Raw genomic sequence first — 22,545 nt, 5'->3', positions numbered from 1 at the left:
GTCAACACCGGAAAACTGCCCGGAGAATGAGCCAGTCGGACAAAGATGGGACAAGTGCGTTGTCGAGTTGGCCGAAGGACGGGAACGTGGCCCGGGATGGTGAGCAGGTCGCCGCGGACATCGACCTGTTCGAGCTGGCGCAGATGATCGCGCACCACGCGGGCGGGATGGTGTCGATCGAGGATCCGCGGTCGCACGTGCTCGCGTACTCGGCGTCCGACGAGAACGCCGACCAGTTGCGGGTGCGCTCGATTCTCGGCCGCGAAGGGCCGCGGGAGTATCTGTCCCTGCTGCGGCAATGGGGCGTGTTCGATCGGCTCCGGGACACCGACGAGGTCGTGGACGTGCCCGCGCACGACGAGCTGAACATCAAGCGCAGGTTGGTGATCGGCATCCGCCGTCCCGCCGACGGGGATGCCCACGTGCCACCGGTGCTCGGTGCGATCTGGCTGCAGCAGGGCGATCGGCCGTTCAAACCGGACGCGGCCGAGATCCTGCGCGGCGCGGCGGCCATCGCGGCACGCCTGATCTCCCGGAGCCTGGACGCGCCCACCACCGAGGCGCTGTTGATCCGGCGGCTGTTCGGCGTCGGTGGGGCAGTGGTCGACTCGGCGGTGGTGGCGGACGCGCTGAACCTGCCGCCGACCGGTCCGGCGGCCGTGATCGGGTTCGCTGCCCTGCCCGCCGAGCAGTCGTCGGTCACCGAACCTGCCGCGTTGGGCAACGTTCTCCGCCTGCACGCCAGCTCTTTTCGTGGCGACTCGGTGACCACCACGATCGGTGAGCGTGTCTACGTGCTGCTGCCCGGCTATCGGTCCGCGCAGGCGGTGACGGCCTGGACCCGGCAGCTGATCGAGCGGTTCGAAACGAAGCGCTCGCTGTGGCTGCGGGCGGCGATCGCTTGCCCGGTCGCCGATTTGGGCCGGGTGGCGGCCGCGCGCGCCGAGGTCGATCGGGTGCTGGACGGCGCCGTCACGGCATCACCCGGGAACCGGGTGACCACCCTCGCCGAGGCGCGGACGGCGGTGCTGCTCGGTGAGGTGCTCGATCTCGTCGGGTCGCGGGCGGAATTGCGCGATCCCCGGCTGCGAGCGCTGTTGGACTACGACCGCAAGCATTCCGCGAGCCTGCGCGAGAGCGTCGAAACCTATCTGCGCGCACACGGCGACGTGCGCGACGCCGCCGCGGCGCTGTGCGTGCATCCGAACACGCTGCGCTACCGCCTTCGCCGGGTCGAGGACATTCTCGGCATGAACCTCGACGACCCCGCCGATCGCCTGCTGCTGGAGATCCAGCTCGCCCTGTACCGCCGTCCACGCCCGCCCGGGGCGCGGGGTTGACGGCGGCTCGGCCGAGCCGGGGACCTGCTCCGACGTGCTGTGAACGCCGAATGGGCGGCCGACCGGCCCGCTGCGCGATATGCCTGCCGAAGCGGTCGGCGGCGCTCTAGAGTTGAGCGCAGGAACCCGGGTCACGGCCCCGGGAAGGCGTTCGGCTCGGTCCGCGCCGGACACCCTCCGGGTCCCCGTCACGGAGGACGAGATGACCACACGACGTCGTACGCTCGAGGTGGGGTCGCGATTCGGGCCGTATCGCCTGGATCGCCTGATCGGTCGTGGCGGCATGGGGGAAGTGTTCGAAGCCTACGACACCGTGAAGGACCGCACCATCGCGCTGAAGGTGCTGCCCGAGCGGCTGCACGACGACCCGGTGTTCCGGGAACGGTTCCGGCGCGAGTCGCACGTCGCGGCGCGGCTGCAGGAGCCGCACATCATCCCGATCCACGACTACGGCGAGATCGACGGCAGGCTCTTCATCGATATGCGGCTGGTCGGCGGCGACAGCTTGCGCGCGCTGCTGACCGAGCGGGCGCCGCTGGAGCCGGAACGGGCGATCGCGATCGTGCGGCAGGTCGCCGCCGCACTGGACGCCGCGCACGCCGACGGCTTGGTGCACCGGGACATCAAGCCGGACAACATCCTGCTCACCCCGGACGGTTTCGCCTACCTGGTGGACTTCGGAATCGCGCAGTCGGCCAGCGCCGAGAGCCTCACCAGCACCGGCTCGGCGATCGGCTCGTTCCACTACATGGCGCCGGAGCGGTTCCACTCCCGCGCCGTCACTCCCGCCGCCGACATCTACGCCCTGACCTGCGTGCTGTACGAGTGCCTGACCGGATCGCGACCGTACCCGAAGGACACCGAGGCGCAGATCGTCTCGGCGCACCTGTTCGAGCCGCCGCCGCGGCCGCATTCGTCCCGGCCCGGACTGCCCGCCCGGCTGGACGCGGTGGTCGCGCGCGGTATGGCCAAAGACCCGCAGGCGCGGTACGGCACGGCAGGTGAGCTCGGGGCGGCCGCGCAGGCGGCGATGACAGAGGCGACCACCGGCCGTTCGCCCGCGCAGCCCGAGGACGGCGGTCCGCCGACCGGTGCGGGTCCGCCAAGGGACCGGTCGGGTGCGACGACGGGGCCGGGCCGCGAGCACGACGGACCGCGACAGCGACCGCGCCGCCGACGCCTGCTGCGCTTGCTCGCCCTGCTGTGCGTCATCCTGCTGGCCGCCGTCCTCGGCTTCCTCGGCTGGGAGCTGACCCGACCGACCACGGGCGCTGCCGTGCCCGACGCGAGCGCCCCGCACGGCCCGGACATCGATCTGCTGTCGCTGGTCGGTTCGTCGGGCTATAAACGGGCCAACTGCGTGCACGAGAACCCCAACCCGCCTACCGTCGCCGTCGTGTTCTGCACCGCGAATCCGGCTGCGAGCAATCCCGCGGCACGATTCCTGCGGTTCCGCACGGTCGACCAACTGCGCGGCTACACCTCGACGCTGCTGGGCAGCCTGCAAGGACGCAATTGCTCCGGCGACCCGCCCGGCCAGGACGGACCGATGCTGCGCGACGGCGAGGAAGTCGGTCGCAAGTCCTGTTTCATGAGCAAGGTGGACGATCCCGCGATGCCACGGCCGGGGCTGCTGGTCACGGACGAGCAGTCTATGGCGGTCGCGGTGTACATCTGGGACCCGGCCGAGACGACATACCGCGACTACGTCGCCGCGCGCAACGGCGGCGCGTTCCGCACGCCCGATACCGCCCGAGATCCGGACTATTACACCGAAGCCGATCGTGCGGTGCTCAGCCATCTGACCGGTGATTTCGGCCCGGCCAACTGCAGGCACGCCGATCCGCCGCCCGGCTCGGTGAACGCGGTGCTGACCTGTGGCACGAAGGCCGGGTTCCCGACCGCGGAGTTCTACGGTTTCCCGAACCAGGAGTCGGCGACGTACCTGTACGAGGCGAACCGCGGGCAGTTCTCGGGCCATGTGTGCGGTCGCGGCGAGCCGGGCGACGACGTGTGGCGACAGGACGGCAACGTTCTCGGCCGCTTCTTCTGCTACCCGGCCGACGATCCCGCGCTCGGGCCCAGCTGTCTGTTCCTGGTGCACAACAAGTTCGCGATCACCGCGCATTTCTGCACACTGCGCGCCGATCACCCGGAGCCGGGACCCAAGAGCGAAGCCGAACTCACGGCGTGGTTCCGCAAGTACTTCGGCTAGCGCCGCGTCCCGTATCGCCCACGTCATCCGTCCGCTGGGCGGGGTCTCCCCGGCCTCGGCGGGGTCTGGACACCATGCGCGGAGCCGCAAAGGATCTGTCCCGAGTCCGGCGGTGACGACGAGCTGCGACTCGCGACCGGCGCGGTTGGGCGAGTGCGGAATCGACCGGATCGCGCCCGCTTCGAGTTGCTCCCGGGCCGGGTTTCGGGGATCCTGGATGGTCACGGGCGCAGGTAGCACACCACGTCCTGCCTTCGGGTTCAGTTCACCCATCCGCTACGGTCTCGGTGCTCTTTGTCCGGATCTGGTTCATCGTCGGTTACCTGGTGGCGCTACCGTTTCCGGTACGCGGAAAAAGGAGCCGGCGGCATGGAGTTCCGACATCTGGTTTCGTTCATCACGATTGCCGAAGAGCTGCATTTCGGCCGCGCAGCGCAGCGCTTGCATCTCACGCAGCCCAGTCTCAGTGCCCAGCTGCAGAAGCTGGAGAAATCGCTCGGCGTGCAACTGGTCGCACGCAACTCGCACGAGGTCAAGCTGACCCCGGCGGGCCGGGAATTCGAGAGTCAGGCCCGGCTCATCGTGGCGCAGATGGACCGCGCGGCCCAGGCCGCGAAGGCGACCGCCGAAGGGCGGGCGGGCGCCCTCAACATCGGCTACAACCTGCCGGCCAGCAGACATGTGCTGCCGGAAGCGCTCACCAGGATGACCGAGCGGCACCCCGACATCGTGGTGTCGCTGTGGGAGAAGCGCACCGGCCCGCAACTGGCCGCGCTCAGCGACGGGTCACTGGATCTCGCCCTCGTGTACGGCCATCCGAGCACGACCGATTTCCGGTACCGGCGGCTGCTGCATCGGGTTCCGCTGGTCGCCGTGGTCGGGCGCAGGCATCGGTGGGCCGATCGGCCCGGCGTTCCCTTCGCCGAACTCGAGGGACAGGATTGCGTGCTCTTCGCCCGCGAGCAGTGTCCGGCCATGTACGACTCGATCTTCCGCGCGGCCGCGGATTCCCGGATCTCCCTGGCGGTGGCGCAGACCGCCGACGACCCCGGTGCGACGGCGCACATGGTCTCGGTGCGCCCGCTGGTGGGATTCGCCTCGCTGCCGCGGGCGATTTCGATGGGCATGGGCGGGCCGGGCAGTGCGTCGGTCGCGGTCAAGCTGTTCGATCCGGTGCCGACGCTCGATTTGTACGCGGTGTGGCGTGCGGACGAGTCGAATCCGGCGGTCGGCTTTTTCTTGGATTGCGTCGATTCCCCGGAACCTGCGCAAATCGATATTGCCCGCGCTGTGTCGGCCTGACCACGTCGATAGGTGATGGCATTCGCGCGGTAGGAACCACGATATCGACGGCACTGTAATTCCGTGACGCCGACCAGAATTCGACATTGTGAACACAGTGTCTGTCATCGCAGTATCGGTCGGTGAGAATGGTTTCGATCTTCCGGATACGGCGAGTTTGTACTCGGTGATTTCCGGTGCGGCCGAGCAACATCCGGATCGGCTTTCGCTGTGCGACGCCGACGGAACCCAGCTCACCAGCGCCGAGGTGGACCGCAGGGCCCGCGCCCTGGCCTCGGCGCTGGCCGGGCGCGGCGTCGCGGCCGGCGATCGGGTCTCGGTGCTGGGCCGCACGAGTCTGGCCTGGGTGCTGCTGGACTGCGCGCTGCTGGCCATCGGCGCGGTGGTGGTGCCGGTCTACCCCACTTCGTCGCCCAGCCAGATCGAGCACATCCTGAGCGACAGCGGCAGTGCGTATTTCGCCGCCGAGAGCGCCGAGGACGCCGAGCGGTTGCGCGCGGCGGGTGCGGGTGAGGTGTGGGTCTTCGATCAGCTCGCGGACTGGGCCACCGGTGCGATCGATCCGGGGCTGGCCGCGCGTATGGCCGAGGTGCGGGCCGACGACCTGGCGATGATCGTGTACACCAGCGGCACCACGGGCCTGGCCAAAGGCTGCCTGATCACCCACCGCAACATGTTCGTGTCCTCGTCCAACACGGTGCGCCGCACCGGCGACATGTTCGACGGGACCACCGTGCTGGCCCTGCCGCTGTCGCACGTCTTCGGCCAGACCATCCTGTTCGCCTGCCTGTTCGGCGGCAGCCGCACCCACCTGCTGCCCGGCATTCCCGACCTGGTGCCGGTGCTGCCGACGGTGCGGCCGACCTTCCTCGCGATGATTCCCTACGGCCTGGAGAAGATCCGCAAGTACTGCCGCGCCCTGCTCGCCGAGGCCGAGGAGCGCGAGGCGGTGCGGCGCGGTCTCGAGCTCCTGCGGGCGCAGGCGGCGCCGGAGCCGTCGGCGCATCCGGTGGCGGCCGCGCTCGGCGGTGAACTGCGCCACGTCATCTCCGGCGGCGCGTCGCTGGACGATTCGACGGTCGGGTTCTACGCGGGTTTCGGTGTGCTGCTGCTGAACTGCTACGGCCTCACCGAGGCCGCGACCGCCGTGACGGTGAGTGCCCCGGAGACCAACCGGCTCGGCACGGTCGGCAGGCCGATCCCGGGCACCTCGGTGGCCATCGCCGAGGAGGACGGGGAGGTGCTGGTCAGCGGGCCGCACGTGTCACCGGGCTACTGGGGCGCTGCGGCGAACCAGTCACCGGTGGACGCGCAGGGCTGGCTGCACACCGGTGACCTGGGCGAACTCGACGAGGACGGCTTCCTGCGGATCACCGGACGCAAGAAGGAGATCCTGGTGACCTCGGGCGGCAAGAACGTCGCACCCACGCCTCTGGAAGACCGGATCCGGCTGCATCCCCTGGTGTCCAACTGCATGGTGCTCGGCGACGGCCGCGATTTCGTCGCGGCCCTGGTCACCCTGGATCCGGCGCAGGTGCAGCGCTGGCGCGCCGCCGAACCGGACGGCGATCTCACCGCCGCCGTCCAATCGGCGATCGACGACGCGAATTCTCTGGTGTCGCGCGCGGAATCAATTAGGGCATTTCGGATCGTGGACGGCGATTTCACCGTCGAAGACGGATTGTCGACGTCGTCCCGAAAACTGCGCCGCGCCGCGATCGCCGACGCGTATGCGGCGGATATCGAACTGCTGTATTCGGCGCCTCGACCCGCACGATAGCCGCGGCCGATCGGCCGATGAATCAGGGCCCGCCGCGGTGGTCGATCACCCGTCGCGGCCACAGACTCGAAATCGGAATTCGACTACCGGAAAGTGATGCGAACATGTACGACGTCATCGTTGTCGGAACCCGGGTGGCGGGCTCCCCACTGGCCATGCTGCTCGCCAGGAAGGGTTACCGGGTGCTCGCCGTGGACCGGGCGAGCTTCCCCAGCGACACCCCGTCGACCCATTACATCCACCAGGCCGGGCTCGGCTTCCTGAAGTCCTGGGGGCTGCTCGAGGAGGTCGTCGCCTCGGGCGTGCCGCCGATCCGGCACCTGAACTTCTCCTACACCGACATCGTCATCAAGGGGATGGCCGATCCGTCCGCCGACGGCATCGACGCCGTCTACTGCCCGCGCCGCACGGTGCTGGACAAGATCCTGATCGAGGCCGCGGGCAACGCGGGCGTCGAGGTGATCCAGGGTTTCACCGTCTCGGAGCTGGTCTTCGACGGTGACCGCGTGGCAGGCATCCGCGGCGCGATCGGCGACGGCGCCGAGCAGGAGTTCCGCGCCAAGCTGGTGGTCGGTGCCGACGGCTCGAACTCGACGGTGGCCAAGGCGGTCGGCGCGCAGGAGTACGAGGGCTCGCCCGCGGCGTGCTTCATCTACTACTCCTACTACGAGGGCGTCGACTGGGGCATGCAGCACCGCACCGGTTTCGGCGAGCAGCAGTTCGCGTCCTGGCCGACCAACGACGATCTCGCCCTGGTCGCCGTGATGCGCAAGCGGGACCGGTTCCGTGCGTTCCGTGCCGACCCGGACGCCGGTGTGCAGGAGATCGTCGAGCAGATCGACCCGGAGATCGGCGCTCGTCTGCGCGACACCGGCAAGCGGGTGGAGCAGTTCCGCCCGATGCTGTACCCGGACAACTACCGCCGTCAGTCCTACGGTCCCGGCTGGGCGCTGGTCGGCGACGCCGGCTACCACAAGGACCCGTTCACCGGCTGGGGCATCACCGACGCGTTCAAGTACGCGCAGTTGCTGGCCGACCTGGTGGACGAAGGCCTGTCCGGCGCGCGCCCGATGGACGAGGCGCTGGCCGAATACCAGCGCGAGCGCGATGCGCAGAGTGCCAGCACCTACGAACTGACGCTGAGCATCTCGGAGCTGTCGCTGACCCCCTACTACGACTCGGTGTTCCGCGCGACCTCGCTGGACGCCGACTACACCAAGCACTTCTTCGGGCTGATCGCCGGAATCTACCCGCCGGACAAGTACTTCGGCGAGGACGAGCTGGCCGCGCTGTACGAGAAGGTGAACTTCCCGACGGCTGCCCGGCACGTCAGCAAGGACGGAGTGACCGCATGAACGCGCCGGTGCTGACCGCGCTGGGCGACAGCTTCGTCGAGGGGCGCGGCGACGCCGCGCCCGGCGGCGGCTACCGCGGCTGGGTGCCGCGGCTCGGCGGCCAGCTCGGCCTGCGGCCCGCGGCGGTGCGCAATCTCGGCGAGCACGGCGCCACAACCAGCATCGTGCTGGAACAGCAACTGCGCGCGGCCCTTTCGGGTCGCTCGGGATTGTTCGGCGTCGTGGTCGGAGTCAACGACCTGGTGAGCGATTACGACCAGGACCGATTCGCCCGCAACCTCGCCGAGCTCTTCGGCGCACTGCGGGCAGGCGGTGCGACGGTGTTCACCGCCAGCTACCCCGACATCCCGGCCCGGCTGCCGGTGCCGGACGGGTTCCGCGCGCTGCTGCGCGAGCGGTTCGCCTTCGCCAACGCGGTGCTCGCCGACGTCGTCGCCGACACCGGCACGCTGCTGCTGGACATCGCCGCCCAGCCCGAATGGGAACGGCCGCAGATGTGGACCGCCGACGGTCTGCACCCCAGTTCGCTGGGCCACCACCTGTTCGCCGCCGGCGTCGCCGAACTCGTCGCGTCGCGCACCGCGACCACCGTGGCCGCCTGATCATCCACCCGGTTCGAGAGGAACATCCGTGACAGACGACAGACGCCTGGCGCGCAACCCGATCGCCATCGTCGGGATGTCCGGGCTGCTGCCCAACGCCCACAACCACCGAGAGTATTGGCAGAACATCGTCGACGGCGTGGACTGCACCACCGAGGTCCCCGCGTCGCGCTGGAGCCTGGACGACTACTTCGACGCGGATCCGGCGGCGCCGGACAAGACCTACTCGCGCCGGGGCGCGTTCCTGCCCGACATCGAGTTCGACCCACTGGAATTCGGGCTGCCGCCCAACCAGCTGGAAGTGACCAGCACCATGCAGACGCTCGGTCTGGGCGTCGCCCGCGACCTGCTGCGCGACGCGAGCGCGGTGGACTCCGACTGGTACGACCCGGGCCGCACCGGCGTCGTCCTCGGCACCACCGGCCCGGTGCCGCTCATGCACCCGCTGGCCGCGCGGCTGTCCACACCGGTGCTGAAGGAGGCGGCGCGCTCGGTCGGGCTGTCCGACGCCGACGCCGACGCCATCGCCGACCGGTTCGTCGCGGCCTTCGCGCCGTGGGAGGCGAATTCGTTCCCGGGCCTGCTGGCCAACATCACCGCGGGCCGGGTGGCCAACCGGCTCGGCCTGGGCGGCATCAACTGCACGGTCGACGCGGCCTGCGCGGCCTCGCTGGCCGCCTTGCGGACCGCCATCGCCGAACTCCAGGACGGCCGCGCGGACATGATGATCACCGGTGGTGTGGACACCGAGAACACCATCTTCATCTACCTGTGCTTCAGCAAGGTCGGCGCACTGTCGGCCAGCGGGCAGATCAGTCCGTTCTCCGCCGACGCCAACGGAACGCTGCTCGGCGAGGGCATCACCATGCTCGCGCTGCGCAGGCTGGAAGACGCACGGCGCGACGGCAACCGGATATACGCCGTCATCCGTGGGCTCGGTTCCTCCAGCGACGGCCGCGCCAAGAGCATCTACGCCCCGCGCGCGGGCGGCCAGCGGGTCGCGCTGGACCGCGCCTACGCCGACGCCGAGATCTCACCCGCCGACGTGGCGCTCATCGAAGCGCACGCCACCGGCACGCCCGTCGGCGACAAGACCGAGCTCACCGCGCTGAAGGAGCTGCTGACCGACGCGACGTCCGAGCCCGCGTTCGCCGCCCTCGGCAGCGTGAAGTCCCAGATCGGTCACACCAAGGGCGCCGCGGGCACCGCGAGCGTGATGAAACTGGCGCTTGCGCTGCACCAGAAGGTGCTGCCGGGCACCATCAACGTCTCGGCGCCCAACGCCGAGATCGCCGCCGCCGACGCGCCGTACTACGTGAACACCCGCACGCGTCCGTGGATCCGCGACCCGCAGCGCCCGGTGCGCCGGGCGGCGGCCTCGGCATTCGGCTTCGGCGGCACCAACTTCCACGTCGTGCTGGAGGAGGCCGACGCCGACCGTGCCGCGTACCCGGTGCTGCATCGCACCGCCCGCGCGCATCTCTGGCACGCGCCGGACGTGGCCGGGCTGATCGACGCGGTGCGCAGCGTCGCGCCGAGCGACGGGGGCGACATCCCGGAGGCGCACGCGCGCATCGGATTCGTCTCGGTAGACGAGGAGAACGCCGCACACCTGCGGTCGCTCGCGGTGGACGAACTGGTCCGCGACCCCGATGCCACGGCCTGGGAGCACCCCGAGGGCGTGTACTTCCGCACCGCCGCCCTGCCGGATCGCAAGGTGGGCGCGCTGTTCGCCGGACAGGGCAGCCAGTACGTCGACATGGGGCTGGACGCGGCGTTGAACAACCCGGCCGTCGGCGCGGCGTTCGACGCGGCCAACGAGGCGTTCGCCGGTGCGCCGGTGCGTCTGTCGTCGGTGGTCTTCCCGCCGCCCGCGTTCGACGACGAGGTGGCGTCGGCGCAGGAGACCGCACTGCGCCGAACCGAATTCGCCCAGCCCGCGATCGGCGCGCTGTCGGCGGGGCAGTTCACCGCCCTGTCGGACTACGGCTTGCGCGCCGACGGGTATCTCGGGCACAGCTTCGGAGAGTTGACCGCGCTGTGGGCCTCCGGCGCGCTGGCCTCCGCGGATTTCTACGCGCTCGCCCGCGCTCGCGGTGTGGCCATGACACCGGAACCGGGTGTCGAGGCGGGGACGATGGTGGCGCTCGGCGCGTCCCGGGAGACCGCCGAGGAACTGCTCGACGGCGTAGCGGACATCTGGATCTGCAATCACAACGCACCCGACCAGGTCGTCGTCGGCGGTGGCGCCGAGGGGATCGCCGCCGTCGTCGCCCGCTGCGGCGAGCGTGGTGTGGCGACGCGCGCGCTTCCGGTGTCGGGGGCGTTCCACACGCCCTACGTCGCCCACGCCGCGGCCGCGTTCGGCACCGCCGTCGCCCAGGTGCGTATCGGCGCGCCGGACGCTCCGGTCTTCGCCAATACCCCCGTCGCCCGCTACAGCGAAGACGTGGCGGCCAACCGGGCACTGCTGACCGAACAGCTCGGCAAGCCGGTCGAATTCGTGGCCGCGCTCACCGCGATGCGCGACGCGGGCTGCACCGTGTTCGTCGAGTTCGGGCCGAAGCAGGTGCTGACCTCGCTGGTGCGGCGCACCCTCGGCGACGACGTGGTCGTCATCGCGACCGACTCCGGCCCGATCGGCAACAGTGATCTCGCGCTGACCCGCGCGGCGGTGCGCTTGGCCGTGCTCGGATTCGGCCTGCACGGCATCAACCGTCACGCCGCCCCCGCACCGCAGGCCGCGGTCTCCAGCCGCGCGATGACCGTGACGATGTCGGCACCCGAGTACGTGCCCGAGACCCGTCGCGCCGCGTATGCCGCCGCGCTCGCCGACGAATACCGGCTCAGCGTCCTGGCGGCCGCTCCCGCTCCGGTCGACAGCGTGGTCGATCACCAGCCCGCCGAACAGCGGGCCGTGCCCACCGCTTCCACCGCAGCAACGGAGACACCCGTGTATCCCACACCGCAGCCCGGCGACGCCGGCTCGGACGCGCTGGAGAGCGCGCTCGTACAGCACCTGCACACCCACCGCCAGTTCCTGGACGGCCAGCTGGACATGGCCCGTGGCCTGGCCGGCGCGCTCGGCGACGGCAGGCTCGACGCCGCCACGGTGCGCGCCATCGAGGCGGTCAAGGAACACGGCGTCGCGATCAGCCACAGCCATGCGCGAGCCAGCGAAGTGCTCGCCCAACTGGTCGAGCTGGAAAGTGGCTTCGCTCCGGCCGCTCGCCCAACGACCCAGGTCACGCGACCGGCACCCGAGCCCCGCGCGGCGATCGAGCCCGCGCCGGTACGCCGGCCGCTGGCCACCGCATTGGTCGTGGACGATCACCGGGCAGCGCACGCGCCGGAACCCGTCGCGGCACCGGCCACTCCGGTGCCCATCGGTCGCACGCCTGCCGAGACTCCGGCACCCAACGGCCACGCACCGTCCGAAGCCGCGACGGTCGGCGGCCAGGTGACCGGCGAGTCGCTGCGCAATGCGCTGCGTGAGGTGGTCGCGGAGAAGACGGGTTATCCGGTGGAGATGGTGGATCCGTCGATGGATCTGGAAGCCGATCTCGGGGTGGACTCGATCAAGCGGGTGCAGGTGATCGGCGCGCTGCAGGAACGGTTTCCGCAGTTGCCGAGCCTCGGCCCGGAGCAGTTGGGCACGGTGCGGACGCTGGACCAGATCGCCGATCTGCTCGGCGGCGCCGGCCCGCGGACCACGCCCGAGCCGTCCGCGAACGGTGCGGCTCACCCGGCCACTGCGTCCGGGGGCGAGGTCTCGGGTGAGGCGTTGCGGCGTGCGCTGCGTGAGGTGGTTGCGGAGAAGACGGGTTATCCGGTGGAGATGGTGGATCCGTCGATGGATCTGGAAGCCGATCTGGGTGTGGACTCGATCAAGCGAGTGCAGGTGATCGGCGCGCTACAGGAACGCTTTCCGCAGTTGCCGAGCTTGGGTCCGGAGCAGTTGGGCACGGTGCGGACGCTGGATCAGATCGCCGATCTGCTCGGCGTCACTGAGAGCGCCCAGGCTACCGACGAGCCGTCGGCGAACGGTGTTGACGCCGACGTCTCGGGTGAGGCGTTGCGACGTGCGCTGCGTGAGGTGGTGGCGGAGAAGACGGGTTATCCGGTGGAGATGGTGGATCCGTCGATGGATCTGGAAGCCGATCTCGGGGTGGACTCGATCAAGCGGGTGCAGGTGATCGGCGCGCTGCAGGAACGGTTTCCGCAGTTGCCGAACCTCGGCCCGGAGCAGTTGGGCACACTTCGCACGCTGGATCAGATCGTGGTGGAGCTCGCCGGAGCGGCGGGTGGTGATGTCCACCCAAAAGCTGAGGCCGCGGCGGGAACGTCGCGGCACGCCGTCGAACTCGTCTCCCTGCCGCCGCTGGATCGGTTGGTAGCGCCCTACCGCGAGGGAGCGCGGGCCGTACTCCTCGACCCCACCGGCGAACTCGACTCCGACCGCACGGCGCTCGCCGCCGCGCTGACCGGCCTCGGGTGGACGGTGCGCCAGACGAATGCGGTCGCCGGTATCGCGGGCGAACCCGTCGACGTGTGCGTGGTCCTGCTCGGCGGCTCGGCCGATTGGGCGTCGGCCCAGCGCTATCTGACCGACGGCATCCTGGCGGCGGGCCGTGCCGTGCCGCTGCTGCGCGGGACGCCGGGGCGAGCGGCTTTCGTGACGGTGACGCGGCTCGACGGCGCACTGGGCTTCCTCGGCACCGCGCAACCGGAGCACGCGCTGCTCGGCGGCATCGGCGGTGTGGTGAAAACCTTGGCGGCCGAACAACCCGGATTGTTCTGCCGGGCGCTGGACATCGATCCGGCCTGCTCGCCACGGCAGCTGGCCGAGTTCGTGACGGCCGAGCTGTCCGATTCCGCCCGCGACACCCTGGAGGTGGGCATCGACGCGGCGGGTGAACGCCGTACTCCGGTGCCGAGCGGGCACGCGGCCGCACGGACGGTCACTCCGGTGCGTCCGGCCGACGAGCAGGATGCCACGGTGCTCACCGCCGACGATGTCCTGCTGGTCACCGGCGGCGCGCGCGGCGTCACGGCCACCTGCGTACTGGCGCTGGCCGCGCGGAGCGAGGCGCGCTTCGTGCTGCTCGGACGCTCCGTGCCGACCGCCGAACCCAGCTGGGCGGCAGGGGTTTCCGACGCGGAGCTCAAGCCCGCCGCGGTACGGGCGCTGGCCGGTACCGGCGCCACGCCCCGTGATATCGAGCGTGCCGTGTCCGGGGTCCGCGCCACCCGCGAGATCCGGGAGACGCTGGCCGCCCTCGGCTCACGCGCCGAGTACCTGTCCGTCGACGCCACGGATGAGCAGGCGGTCGCCGCCGCCCTCGCGCCTTTGCGGGACTCGATCACCGGCGTCGTGCACGGGGCCGGGGTGCTGGCCGACTCGGTGATCACCGACAAGACCGCCGAATCCGTCGCCCGGGTGCTCGATCCGAAGATCGCCGGGCTCGCCGCCGTACTCGGCGCGCTCGGCGAACTGCGGCACCTGGTGCTGTTCACGTCCGTGGCCGGGCTGTTCGGCAACGCGGGCCAGGCCGACTACGCGGCCGCGAACGAAGCGCTGGCACGATTCGCGGTGAGCCTGCGAACCCAGCAGCCGAACTGCCACGTCACGGCGATCGACTGGGGTGCGTGGGACGGCGGCATGGTGACCCCCGCCTTGCGCGAGCACTTCCGGACGCGCGGAGTCGAATTGCTCGACCCGCGGATGGGCGCGGCGGCGTTCACCGAGCAGTTCACCGAAGCACGCGCCGAGGACACGATCGTGCTCGTCGGACCGGCGAAGTCGCTGTCGGACACGGCGGCCGTCGCGGGTCCGGTGCGGGCGCGGCGGACGATCACCGGGATCACCGAGGACCCGATCATCGCCGCGCACCGGATCGGTGAGCACATTGTGCTGCCCGCCACCTTCGGTCTCGGCGCGATGGTCGACTTCGCCGAACGCGCCCTGCCGGGCCGCACGGTCGTCGGTGTCCGGGACTTCCAGGTCCTCAAAGGGATCGTCTTCGACCGTCCGCTCGACGAAGTGGAACTCGAGCTGGTGCCGGGGGAGAACGCGTCCACGGTGCACGCGACCGTGCGCGGCGAACACGCCATCTACTTCCGGGCGTCCCTCGAGCTGGCCGACGCGCCGGATCGTCCCCCGCACAAGCCGGTGCCCGGTGGTCCGGCCGGCGCGGCGACCATCTACCGAGACGCCGTTCAATTCCACGGACCCGCGTTGCAGGGATTGCGCTCGGTGCGTGCGATTTCCGACTCCGCGATCGTCTTCGAGTGCGAACTGCCCGCCGCCACCGTGGCGGGCGGCGCCTACGCGGGGCGGCTGCACGATCCGGTCCTCGCCGACCTGATCCTGCAGGGACCGCCGGTGCTGGGCCACCGGCTGCTCGGCAGTGCCTGCCTGCCGCTCGGCGTGGGGCGGATCGACTACTTCCGGCCGCTGCCCGCGGGCGAGCCGTTCCTGCTCACCGTGGACAACCCGCGCGCCGGTCGGCTCGACGCCCGGCTCGACGCCACCGCCACCACGGCGGAGGGCACGGTGCTGCAACGGTTCTCGGACGTCACGGTGGTGACGACACCCGATCTGACGGAGAAGTTCCAGACCTCGGTGAGGCGGTGGATGGCATGACAACCCTGGAATTCGACGGCATTCCGTTCGATCCGGTGACCGCGCTCGCGGCGGACCCGCGGGGGAGCGTCGATGGGTCGCCGTCACGCCGACCGGAGCCCGGCAGTAAGGGCACGCGGGCGGGATCGCTCGCCCCGTCCTCGGACGATGCCCCGATCAGCAGTGCGGCGGATGGTCTCGCCGTTGCCAGCTCGCAACCCGGTGCGTCGGTGGCGCAGCGCTCGGACAGCGCCGCGGCGCGCGATGCCGGTCCACTCGCCGAAATCCGTTCCGGTGTCGTCGCCGCGCATCGGGCGGCGTTGAACGCGCAGCTGGCCATGCAGCGGGCGGTGTGGCGGCGAGCACTGCGCCGCTCAGCGGGACCGGGTGAGGCGCAGGCCGCGTCCGGTCCGGGTTTCGGTGGTCACGCTGACGAAGGCGTCGATCCCGGGACGGCGCAGACGGTGTCCTCGGTTCGAGGTGGGTTCACCGCCGCGGAGTCCGCCTTCAAGCCGCTGGCCCGCACCGGCCACACCCATCTCGATCGAGCGGCTCTGCTGCGCCTCACCGAAGGCGATCTGAGCGGCGTCTTCGGTGCGGCACACCGGCGCTCCGGCGTCGAAGCGGTGGCCCGGCTGGCCGGGACAGCCGAACTCGCGCTCACCGAAGTGACCGCAATCGAGTTGTACGGCGGCGCGGGCAACGGCAGGGTCGAGGCCCGGTTCGAGGGTGATCCTCGCGCGGCCGCGACGCAGACCTCGGAGGTGTTCGCGCTGTACCTCGGCCTGCCGCTGGTGCTGTCGGGCAGTTCCCTCGTCGCGGAATGCGCGGGCACGGTCGCGGGTGCCGCGTCCGGCACGATCACCCTGACGGTGACCGCGCTCGACCTGGTGCCCCGGCCGTACGTCTCCGGTACGGCGACCATCGCCGGCGCGGAAGGCGCGCTCGACGTCACGGTCACGATCGTGGAACGCCCGGGCAGCGGGGTGGGCCCCGGTCAGGTCTCGGATGGATTGCTGCTCAACGAGTTCCACATGACCCATCTGTCCCGCGGCGATCAAGGCATCGCCATGGGACCGGAATTCGCGCAGTACACCGGCGTGCGGGCGACCCGCTTGCCGAGCGGCGGCCTGCTGCTGGTCGACCGGGTGCTCGACTTCGACGGCCGCCGCGGAAACCTGGACGGCGCGTCCTATACCACCGAGTACGACTCACCGGCCGACTCCTGGTACTACGGCGACACCGCGAACGACTCCATGCCGCACTTCGTCTACATGGAGACCTCGTTGCAGGCGGCACTGCTGATGGGTTACTACGCGGGCCCCACGCTCACCCAGCCCGGCGCCACCCTGAGCCTGCGCAACCTCGGCGGCACCGCCACCGTGCTGCGCCAGATCGACCTGCGGGACAAGACGATTCGCCAGTCCTCCCGGCTGCTGTCGACCACCATACTGCCCGGCTCGTCGCTGCAGACCTTCGACTACACCCTCAGCGTGGACGGCGAACCGTTCTACGCGGGCGAGACCATGTTCGGGTACTTCGGCGACGAGGCTCTCGCCAACCAGACCGGCCTCGACGCGGGCCGCCCCGCACCGAGCTGGCTCGCGGAGAACCCCGGCGCGGACGTGCGCGCCATCGACGTCGCCGCCCGCCGGGCCGACCCGCGAGCGAGGCTGTGCGCCCGGCGCACCTTGGCGCTGATCGATCGGGTCGACGTGGTCGACGGCGGCGGCCGATACGACGCGGGATATCTGCACTCGCTGCGCGAGATCGACCCGTCGGACTGGTACTTCGCCCGGCACTTCCACCTCGACCCGGTGATCCCGGGGTCGCTCGGCGTGGAATCGGTGATCCACGCGATCCAGGAGTGGATGCTCGACGCCGGCCTCGCCGACCCGATCGGCGATCCGGTCTTCCGCATCCCCGCCGAGCGGCCGTTCAGCTGGCGCTACCGCGGGCAGTTCCTGCCCACCGACGGCACCGTCGAACTCGAAGCCCACATCAAGGAGATCCAGCACGGGCCACGGGGCGTCACCGTCGTCGCCGACGGCTCGCTGTGGAAGCCGGGGCTGCGCATCTACGAGCTGACCGACCTCGCGGTCGAACTCGCCGAGCGGGAGGAACGCTGATGACCACATCCGCGGCCGGTGTTCTCGCGGACACCGCCGACGACATCACCGCCGTCTTGTCGGACCTGGCCCGCCCCTGCTGGATCGTGCGCCACGAGGGCCGGGTGGGCGCGACGACCGACGAGCGGACCGCGGCACACGCCGAAGTCCTCGCGGCGGTGGCCCCGCTACCGCCCGAGCAGCTGGGTGATCGGCGGTTCGCCGCCGCCCACGGCGTGCGCGCCGCGTACGCCGCCGGTGCCATGGCGAACGGAATCGCCTCGCCCGCGCTGGTTTCGGCGATGGCCCGGGCCGGGTATCTCGCCTCCTACGGCGCGGCGGGTGTGCCACCCGCCGCGGTGGACGCGGCACTGGCCGAGCTGAGCCGCACGCTGACCGGAAAGCCGTTCGCGTGCAACCTGATCCACAGCCCGTCCGAGCCGGCGCTGGAGCGCGCGATCGTCGATGCGTGCCTGCGCCACCAGGTGCGCTGTGTGGAAGCCTCGGCGTTCATGGACCTCACCGGCGAGGTCGTGCGCTACCGTGCGGTGGGGCTGGCCGTCGACCGGCAGGGACGCGTCCAGGTGCGCAATCGCCTGATCGCGAAGGTTTCCCGGGTCGAGGTGGCCGAGCCGTTCCTGCGTCCGGCGCCCACTCGGTTGCTGCGCAGGCTGGTCGAATCCGGTGATCTCACGCCGGAGCAGGCCCGGCTCGCCGAACAGGTGCCGATGGCCGACGACATCACGGCCGAAGCCGACTCCGGCGGCCACACCGACCGCAGGCCGTTGCTGGTGCTGCTGCCCGAGCTGATCGCGGCCCGGGACCGGCTGGCCCGCACCGTTCCCGCCGCGGCGGCGGTCCGAGTCGGGGCGGCCGGCGGCATCGGCACCCCCGCCGCGGCGGCCGCGGCCTTCGCGCTGGGCGCCGCCTACGTGGTGACCGGGTCGGTGAACCAGGCCACCCGGGAAGCGGCCCAGTGCGACACCACCAAACAGCTGCTCACCCAAGCCGCGTTCGCGGACTGCACCATGGCGCCCTCCTCGGACATGTTCGAGCTCGGCGTCCAGGTGCAGGTGCTGCGCAGAGGCACCATGTTCGCCGCCCGCGCGCAGCGGCTCTACGACACCTATCGCGCCTACGACGGCATCGACGCGATCCAGGCCGACCTGCGCCGCGATCTGGAGGCCACGCTGTTCCAGCGGCCGCTGGAAACCGTGTGGGAGGACTGCGTCACGTACTTCACCGAGCGTGACCCGGCCCAGCTCGCCGGCGCCGACGCCGACCCGAAACGCAAGATGGCCCTGGTGTTCCGGTGGTACCTGGGCTTGTCGTCGGGGTGGAGCATTCGCGGCGAGGCAGGCCGCGTCGCCGACTACCAGATCTGGTGCGGGCCCGCGATGGGCGGGTTCAACAACTGGGTGGCCGGAAGCTATCTGGCGGCGCTGCGCAACCGGCACGTCGCCGATATCGCCGACCAGATGATGCTGGGCGCGGCCTACCTGACCCGGGTCGCCCAGTTGCGTACCGCGGGCGTGCGGCTACCCGCCGACTGCGCCCGATTCGTGCCCAGACCGAGGGAGGAACGATGACCACGCTGGAGAGCGGTCCGGACACCCGGACCTCCTGGATGGTGTGCCCGTCCTGCGCCGCCATGCTCTACGCCAAACGCTACGAGCGGTCCGGCCGGGTCTGCCCGGACTGCGACGGGCACGGCATGCTGACCGCCGACCAGCGCATCGAGGCGCTGCTCGACCCGGGCTCGGCGCGATACCTCGAGCCGTCCGCCACCGCCGCCGATCCGCTCGGCTTCAGCGACTCCCGCCCCTATCCCGAGCGGCACGCCGAAGCGAGCCGCCGCACCGGACTGACCGACGCCATCCGGTGCGTGCGCGGCACCATCGGCGGCGCGCCGGTGGTGCTGGCGGTGATGGACTTCCGGTTCCTCGGCGGCAGTCTCGGCGGTGCGGTGGGCGAAGCGGTCACCGTCGCGGCCGAGACGGCGCTGGCGGCGCGCGTGCCGCTGGTGCTGGTCACCGCGTCCGGCGGCGCCCGCATGCAGGAGGGCATCCTCGCGCTGATGCAGATGGCCAAGACCAGCCAGGCACTGCGGGACCTGGACGACGCGGGCGTGCTGACCGTCTCGGTGATCACCGATCCCACCTACGGCGGCGTCGCGGCCTCCTACGCCACCTCCACCGACATCATCATCGCCGAACCCGGCGCGCGTCTCGGCTTCGCCGGTCCACGGGTGATCCAGCAGACCATCGGCGAGACGTTGCCCGCCGGATTCCAGACCGCGGAATTCCTGCTCGGACATGGTGTGGTGGATATGATCTGCCACCGTTCGGCCCTGCGGGACCGGCTGGCCCGCCTGCTGGCGCTGGCGGCCGACAGCGCGCGCCGCGTCGAGGTCGCCGACGATCCGGACCCGGTCTGCGTGGACGCGGGCCGCCTCGCGCCGCGGGATGCTTGGCAGAGCGTGCGGGCCGCGCGAGAACTGGGCCGGCCGACCACCCTGGACTACCTGGCCGCGTCTTTCGACGAATTCGTCGAGCTGCACGGCGACCGGTTGTCGGCGGACTGCCCTGCCATGATCGCCGCGCTGGCCCGTCTCGACGACGCGCCGGTCATCGTGATCGGCACCCAGAAGGGCCATACGGCGACCGAGTTGGCGCAGCGCAACTACGGTATGCCGACCCCGGCCGGTTACCGGAAGTCGGCCCGCGTGCTGCGCTTGGCCGCCAAGCTGCGCATTCCGGTGATCACCCTGGTCGACACCGCGGGTGCTTACCCGGGCGTGACCGCCGAGGAACAGGGGCAGGCCGTCGCCATCGCGGAGTCGCTCAAACTGCTCGCCGGGCTGCCCGTTCCGGTGGTCACGGTGATCACCGGCGAGGGCGGCAGTGGAGGAGCGCTCGCGCTGGCCGTGGCCGATCGCGTGCTCGTCTGCGAGAACGCGGTCTACTCGGTGATCAGCCCGGAAGGGTGCGCCTCGATCCTGTGGAAGGACGCGGCCGCCGCCCCGCGCGCCGCCGCCGCGCTGCGGGTGGACTCGACCTCCCTGCTCGAACTCGGCGTCGCCGACGGCGTGCTGACCGAGCCGCAGGGCGGCGCCCACCGCGATCCCGCCGCGGCCGCCGCCGCCCTGCGCCAGGCGCTGCGTCACGCGGTCGCCGACTTGGCGCGGCTGCGGGTCGCGGAGCTGCTCGACCGCCGCCACCACCGTTTCCGTGTCTTCGGACTGTCCACGAACGATCAGGAGAAGTGATGACCGAGTCCGTGACCACCGAACCGGCCGGCCGGGCGCTGAATCCGGTCGACGCCGACCAGGCGCTGGCCGTGCTGTCCCGCCATGCGCTGTCCGTGCGGGCCGAGACCGGGCCGACCTCGGTGACCGTCGCCAATGGTCCGCTCGTGCTGCGGATCAGCTGGGACGGGCGCCCCGGGCCGAGCAAGCCCATCGCCGTCGCGCCCGCCGACGGCGCGCCCGCGGCAGCGGCGCCGACCATCGAAGCCGCGTCCACCGAAAGTCGTTCGGACGCGGACACCTTCACGCTCACCGCGGAGACCGTCGGCGTGTTCTATCGCGCGCCGGAGCCGGGGGCCGCGCCGTTCGTCGCCGAGGGCGACCCGGTGCGGGCCGGTCAGCAGGTGGGCATCGTCGAGGCGATGAAGCTGATGATCCCGGTGACCGCGACCAGGGAGGGGCGGGTGGCGGAATTCCTGGTGGAGAACGGGGAGGCGGTCGAGCACGGCGCACCGCTGCTGGTGCTCGAGGTGGTGCGATGACCGTGCGGCCGATCCGCAAGGTGCTCGTCGCCAACCGCGGCGAGATCGCCGTGCGGGTCATCCGCACCTGCGCCGAACTCGGGATCGCCACCGTCGCGGTGTATTCCGCCGCCGACGCCGATTCGGCCGCGGTCCGCCTCGCCGACCAGGCGTTCCGCATCGGCCCCGGTCCCGCCAAGCGCAGCTACTCCTATATTCCGGCTGTCATCGAGGCCGCCCGCGCCACCGGGGCCGACGCGATCCACCCCGGATACGGATTCCTCTCCGAGGACCCCGATTTCGCCGAGGTGTGCGAGGCGGAGGGCTTCCTGTTCGTCGGCACGCCCGCGGCGATCATGGCCGATCTCGGTGACAAGTCGACGGCACGGTCGCTGATGGCCGCGGCGGGGCTGCCGCTGCTGCCGGGCAGCCGCGATCCGCTCGACACGGTGGACGAGGCGCACGTCCTCGCCGACGACATCGGCTATCCGGTGATCATCAAAGCGGTGGCGGGCGGCGGCGGCCGCGGGATGCGGGTGGTGCGGGACTCCGCCGACTTCTCCGCGGCCTGGCAGGAGACCCGCGCCAATGCCACCGCGGTGTTCGGTGACGGGCGCCTCTACGTCGAGCGCTACCTCGACTCGGCGCGGCACATCGAAGTCCAGATCCTCGCCGATCGCCACGGCACGGTGCGGCATCTCGGCGCCCGGGACTGCTCTTTGCAGCGGCGGCACCAGAAGCTCGTCGAGGAGTCGCCGGCCCCCGGACTGTCCGAGGAACTCGTCGCCCGGATCGGCGCGGCGGCCGTGCGTGGCGCCGAAGCCGTCGGCTACGTCGGGGCAGGCACCTTCGAATTCCTCCTGGACCAGCAGGGACAGTTCTATTTTATGGAGGTCAACTGCCGCCTGCAGGTCGAGCATCCGGTCACCGAGATGGTCACGGGCATCGATCTCGTCGCCGAGCAGTTGCGCATCGCCTCGGGCCTGCCGCTGGCGCTGCCCGCCGACGTCGCGACTCCGCGCGGGGTGTCCATCGAATGCCGGATCAACGCCGAAGACCCGCAACGCGAATTCGCGCCCGCGCCCGGCACACTCACCGAATGCACCCTCCCGGGCGGGCCCTTCGTCCGGATCGACACCCATGTCGCTCCCGGCTACGCCATTCCACCGCATTACGATTCGCTGCTCGCCAAGATCATCGTCTGGGCGCCGGACCGGAGTACGGCCATCGCGCGCATGCGGAGGGCGCTGGCCGAGACCAGGATCCGCGGTAGGGGCATCGCCACGACGACCGAATTCCTGCACGACATCCTCGACCACCCCCGCTTCCGCGCCGCGGACCACGACACCGCCCTCATCGGGACCCTCACCACGGTGTCGCGCGTCGCCTCATGAAAGCCGCCGCCATCGGGCGCGGTGACGGCCCGCGTCCGATGGCGGCGCACCCCGAT

General features: G+C 70.9%; 12 protein-coding genes. All 12 read left to right on the top strand.

Annotated features, from left to right (window positions below):
• Positions 1-86: 86 nt before the first annotated feature.
• Positions 87-1,340 (top strand): PucR family transcriptional regulator, encoded by a 1,254-nt coding sequence (locus LTT66_RS00140; RefSeq protein ID WP_332909659.1) that lies wholly within the window; start codon positions 87-89, stop codon positions 1,338-1,340.
• A gap of 202 nt (positions 1,341-1,542) precedes the next feature.
• Positions 1,543-3,555, top strand: a complete 2,013-nt coding sequence (locus tag LTT66_RS00135) for a serine/threonine-protein kinase (RefSeq protein ID WP_233063114.1) — start codon at positions 1,543-1,545, stop codon at positions 3,553-3,555.
• Between the two features lie 369 nt (positions 3,556-3,924).
• Entirely contained in the window at positions 3,925-4,857 is a 933-nt protein-coding gene (locus LTT66_RS00130) for a LysR family transcriptional regulator (RefSeq protein ID WP_233063113.1), read from the top strand.
• A 97-nt stretch (positions 4,858-4,954) separates the two neighbouring features.
• The gene (locus LTT66_RS00125) at positions 4,955-6,637 is read left to right on the top strand and encodes an AMP-dependent synthetase/ligase (RefSeq protein ID WP_233063112.1); all 1,683 of its coding nucleotides are present in this window, start codon (positions 4,955-4,957) and stop codon (positions 6,635-6,637) included.
• Between the two features lie 104 nt (positions 6,638-6,741).
• On the top strand, positions 6,742-7,992 hold the full coding sequence (locus LTT66_RS00120) for an NAD(P)/FAD-dependent oxidoreductase (protein WP_233063111.1): 1,251 nt from the start codon (positions 6,742-6,744) through the stop codon (positions 7,990-7,992).
• On the top strand, positions 7,989-8,594 hold the full coding sequence (locus LTT66_RS00115; protein WP_233063109.1) for an SGNH/GDSL hydrolase family protein: 606 nt from the start codon (positions 7,989-7,991) through the stop codon (positions 8,592-8,594). The genes LTT66_RS00120 and LTT66_RS00115 overlap by 4 nt, the downstream gene beginning before the upstream one ends.
• A 28-nt stretch (positions 8,595-8,622) precedes the next feature.
• Positions 8,623-15,240, top strand: coding sequence for a type I polyketide synthase (locus LTT66_RS00110; protein WP_233063108.1), 6,618 nt, complete (start codon positions 8,623-8,625; stop codon positions 15,238-15,240).
• The gene (locus LTT66_RS00105) at positions 15,237-17,348 is read left to right on the top strand and encodes a beta-hydroxydecanoyl-ACP dehydratase (protein WP_233063107.1); all 2,112 of its coding nucleotides are present in this window, start codon (positions 15,237-15,239) and stop codon (positions 17,346-17,348) included. Before LTT66_RS00110 ends, LTT66_RS00105 begins: the two co-directional genes overlap by 4 nt.
• On the top strand, positions 17,348-18,916 hold the full coding sequence (locus LTT66_RS00100; protein WP_233063106.1) for a PfaD family polyunsaturated fatty acid/polyketide biosynthesis protein: 1,569 nt from the start codon (positions 17,348-17,350) through the stop codon (positions 18,914-18,916). The genes LTT66_RS00105 and LTT66_RS00100 overlap by 1 nt, the downstream gene beginning before the upstream one ends.
• Positions 18,913-20,595 (top strand): acetyl-CoA carboxylase carboxyl transferase subunit alpha, encoded by a 1,683-nt coding sequence (gene accA / locus LTT66_RS00095; RefSeq protein ID WP_233063105.1) that lies wholly within the window; start codon positions 18,913-18,915, stop codon positions 20,593-20,595. Before LTT66_RS00100 ends, accA begins: the two co-directional genes overlap by 4 nt.
• A complete protein-coding gene (locus tag LTT66_RS00090; protein WP_233063104.1) occupies positions 20,595-21,116 on the top strand; it encodes an acetyl-CoA carboxylase biotin carboxyl carrier protein in 522 nt (173 codons plus the stop codon). The genes accA and LTT66_RS00090 overlap by 1 nt, the downstream gene beginning before the upstream one ends.
• Positions 21,113-22,489, top strand: a complete 1,377-nt coding sequence (locus tag LTT66_RS00085; RefSeq protein WP_233063103.1) for an acetyl-CoA carboxylase biotin carboxylase subunit — start codon at positions 21,113-21,115, stop codon at positions 22,487-22,489. Before LTT66_RS00090 ends, LTT66_RS00085 begins: the two co-directional genes overlap by 4 nt.
• Positions 22,490-22,545 lie beyond the last annotated feature (56 nt).

The organism is Nocardia gipuzkoensis, from assembly GCF_021183645.1.
Taxonomy (GTDB): Bacteria; Actinomycetota; Actinomycetes; order Mycobacteriales; family Mycobacteriaceae; genus Nocardia; species Nocardia abscessus.
This window is presented reverse-complemented; position numbering and strand designations above follow the sequence as displayed.

Bases quoted from the DNA above. Each gene is read 5' to 3' on its own strand.
- LTT66_RS00135 (WP_233063114.1), top strand. From the start codon at position 1,543: ATGACCACACGACGTCGTACGCTCGAGGTGGGGTCGCGATTCGGGCCG.
- LTT66_RS00130 (WP_233063113.1), top strand. From the start codon at position 3,925: ATGGAGTTCCGACATCTGGTTTCGTTCATCACGATTGCCGAAGAGCTG.
- LTT66_RS00120 (WP_233063111.1), top strand. From the start codon at position 6,742: ATGTACGACGTCATCGTTGTCGGAACCCGGGTGGCGGGCTCCCCACTG.
- LTT66_RS00115 (WP_233063109.1), top strand. From the start codon at position 7,989: ATGAACGCGCCGGTGCTGACCGCGCTGGGCGACAGCTTCGTCGAGGGG.
- LTT66_RS00105 (WP_233063107.1), top strand. From the start codon at position 15,237: ATGACAACCCTGGAATTCGACGGCATTCCGTTCGATCCGGTGACCGCG.
- LTT66_RS00100 (WP_233063106.1), top strand. From the start codon at position 17,348: ATGACCACATCCGCGGCCGGTGTTCTCGCGGACACCGCCGACGACATC.
- accA (WP_233063105.1), top strand. From the start codon at position 18,913: ATGACCACGCTGGAGAGCGGTCCGGACACCCGGACCTCCTGGATGGTG.
- LTT66_RS00090 (WP_233063104.1), top strand. From the start codon at position 20,595: ATGACCGAGTCCGTGACCACCGAACCGGCCGGCCGGGCGCTGAATCCG.
- LTT66_RS00085 (WP_233063103.1), top strand. From the start codon at position 21,113: ATGACCGTGCGGCCGATCCGCAAGGTGCTCGTCGCCAACCGCGGCGAG.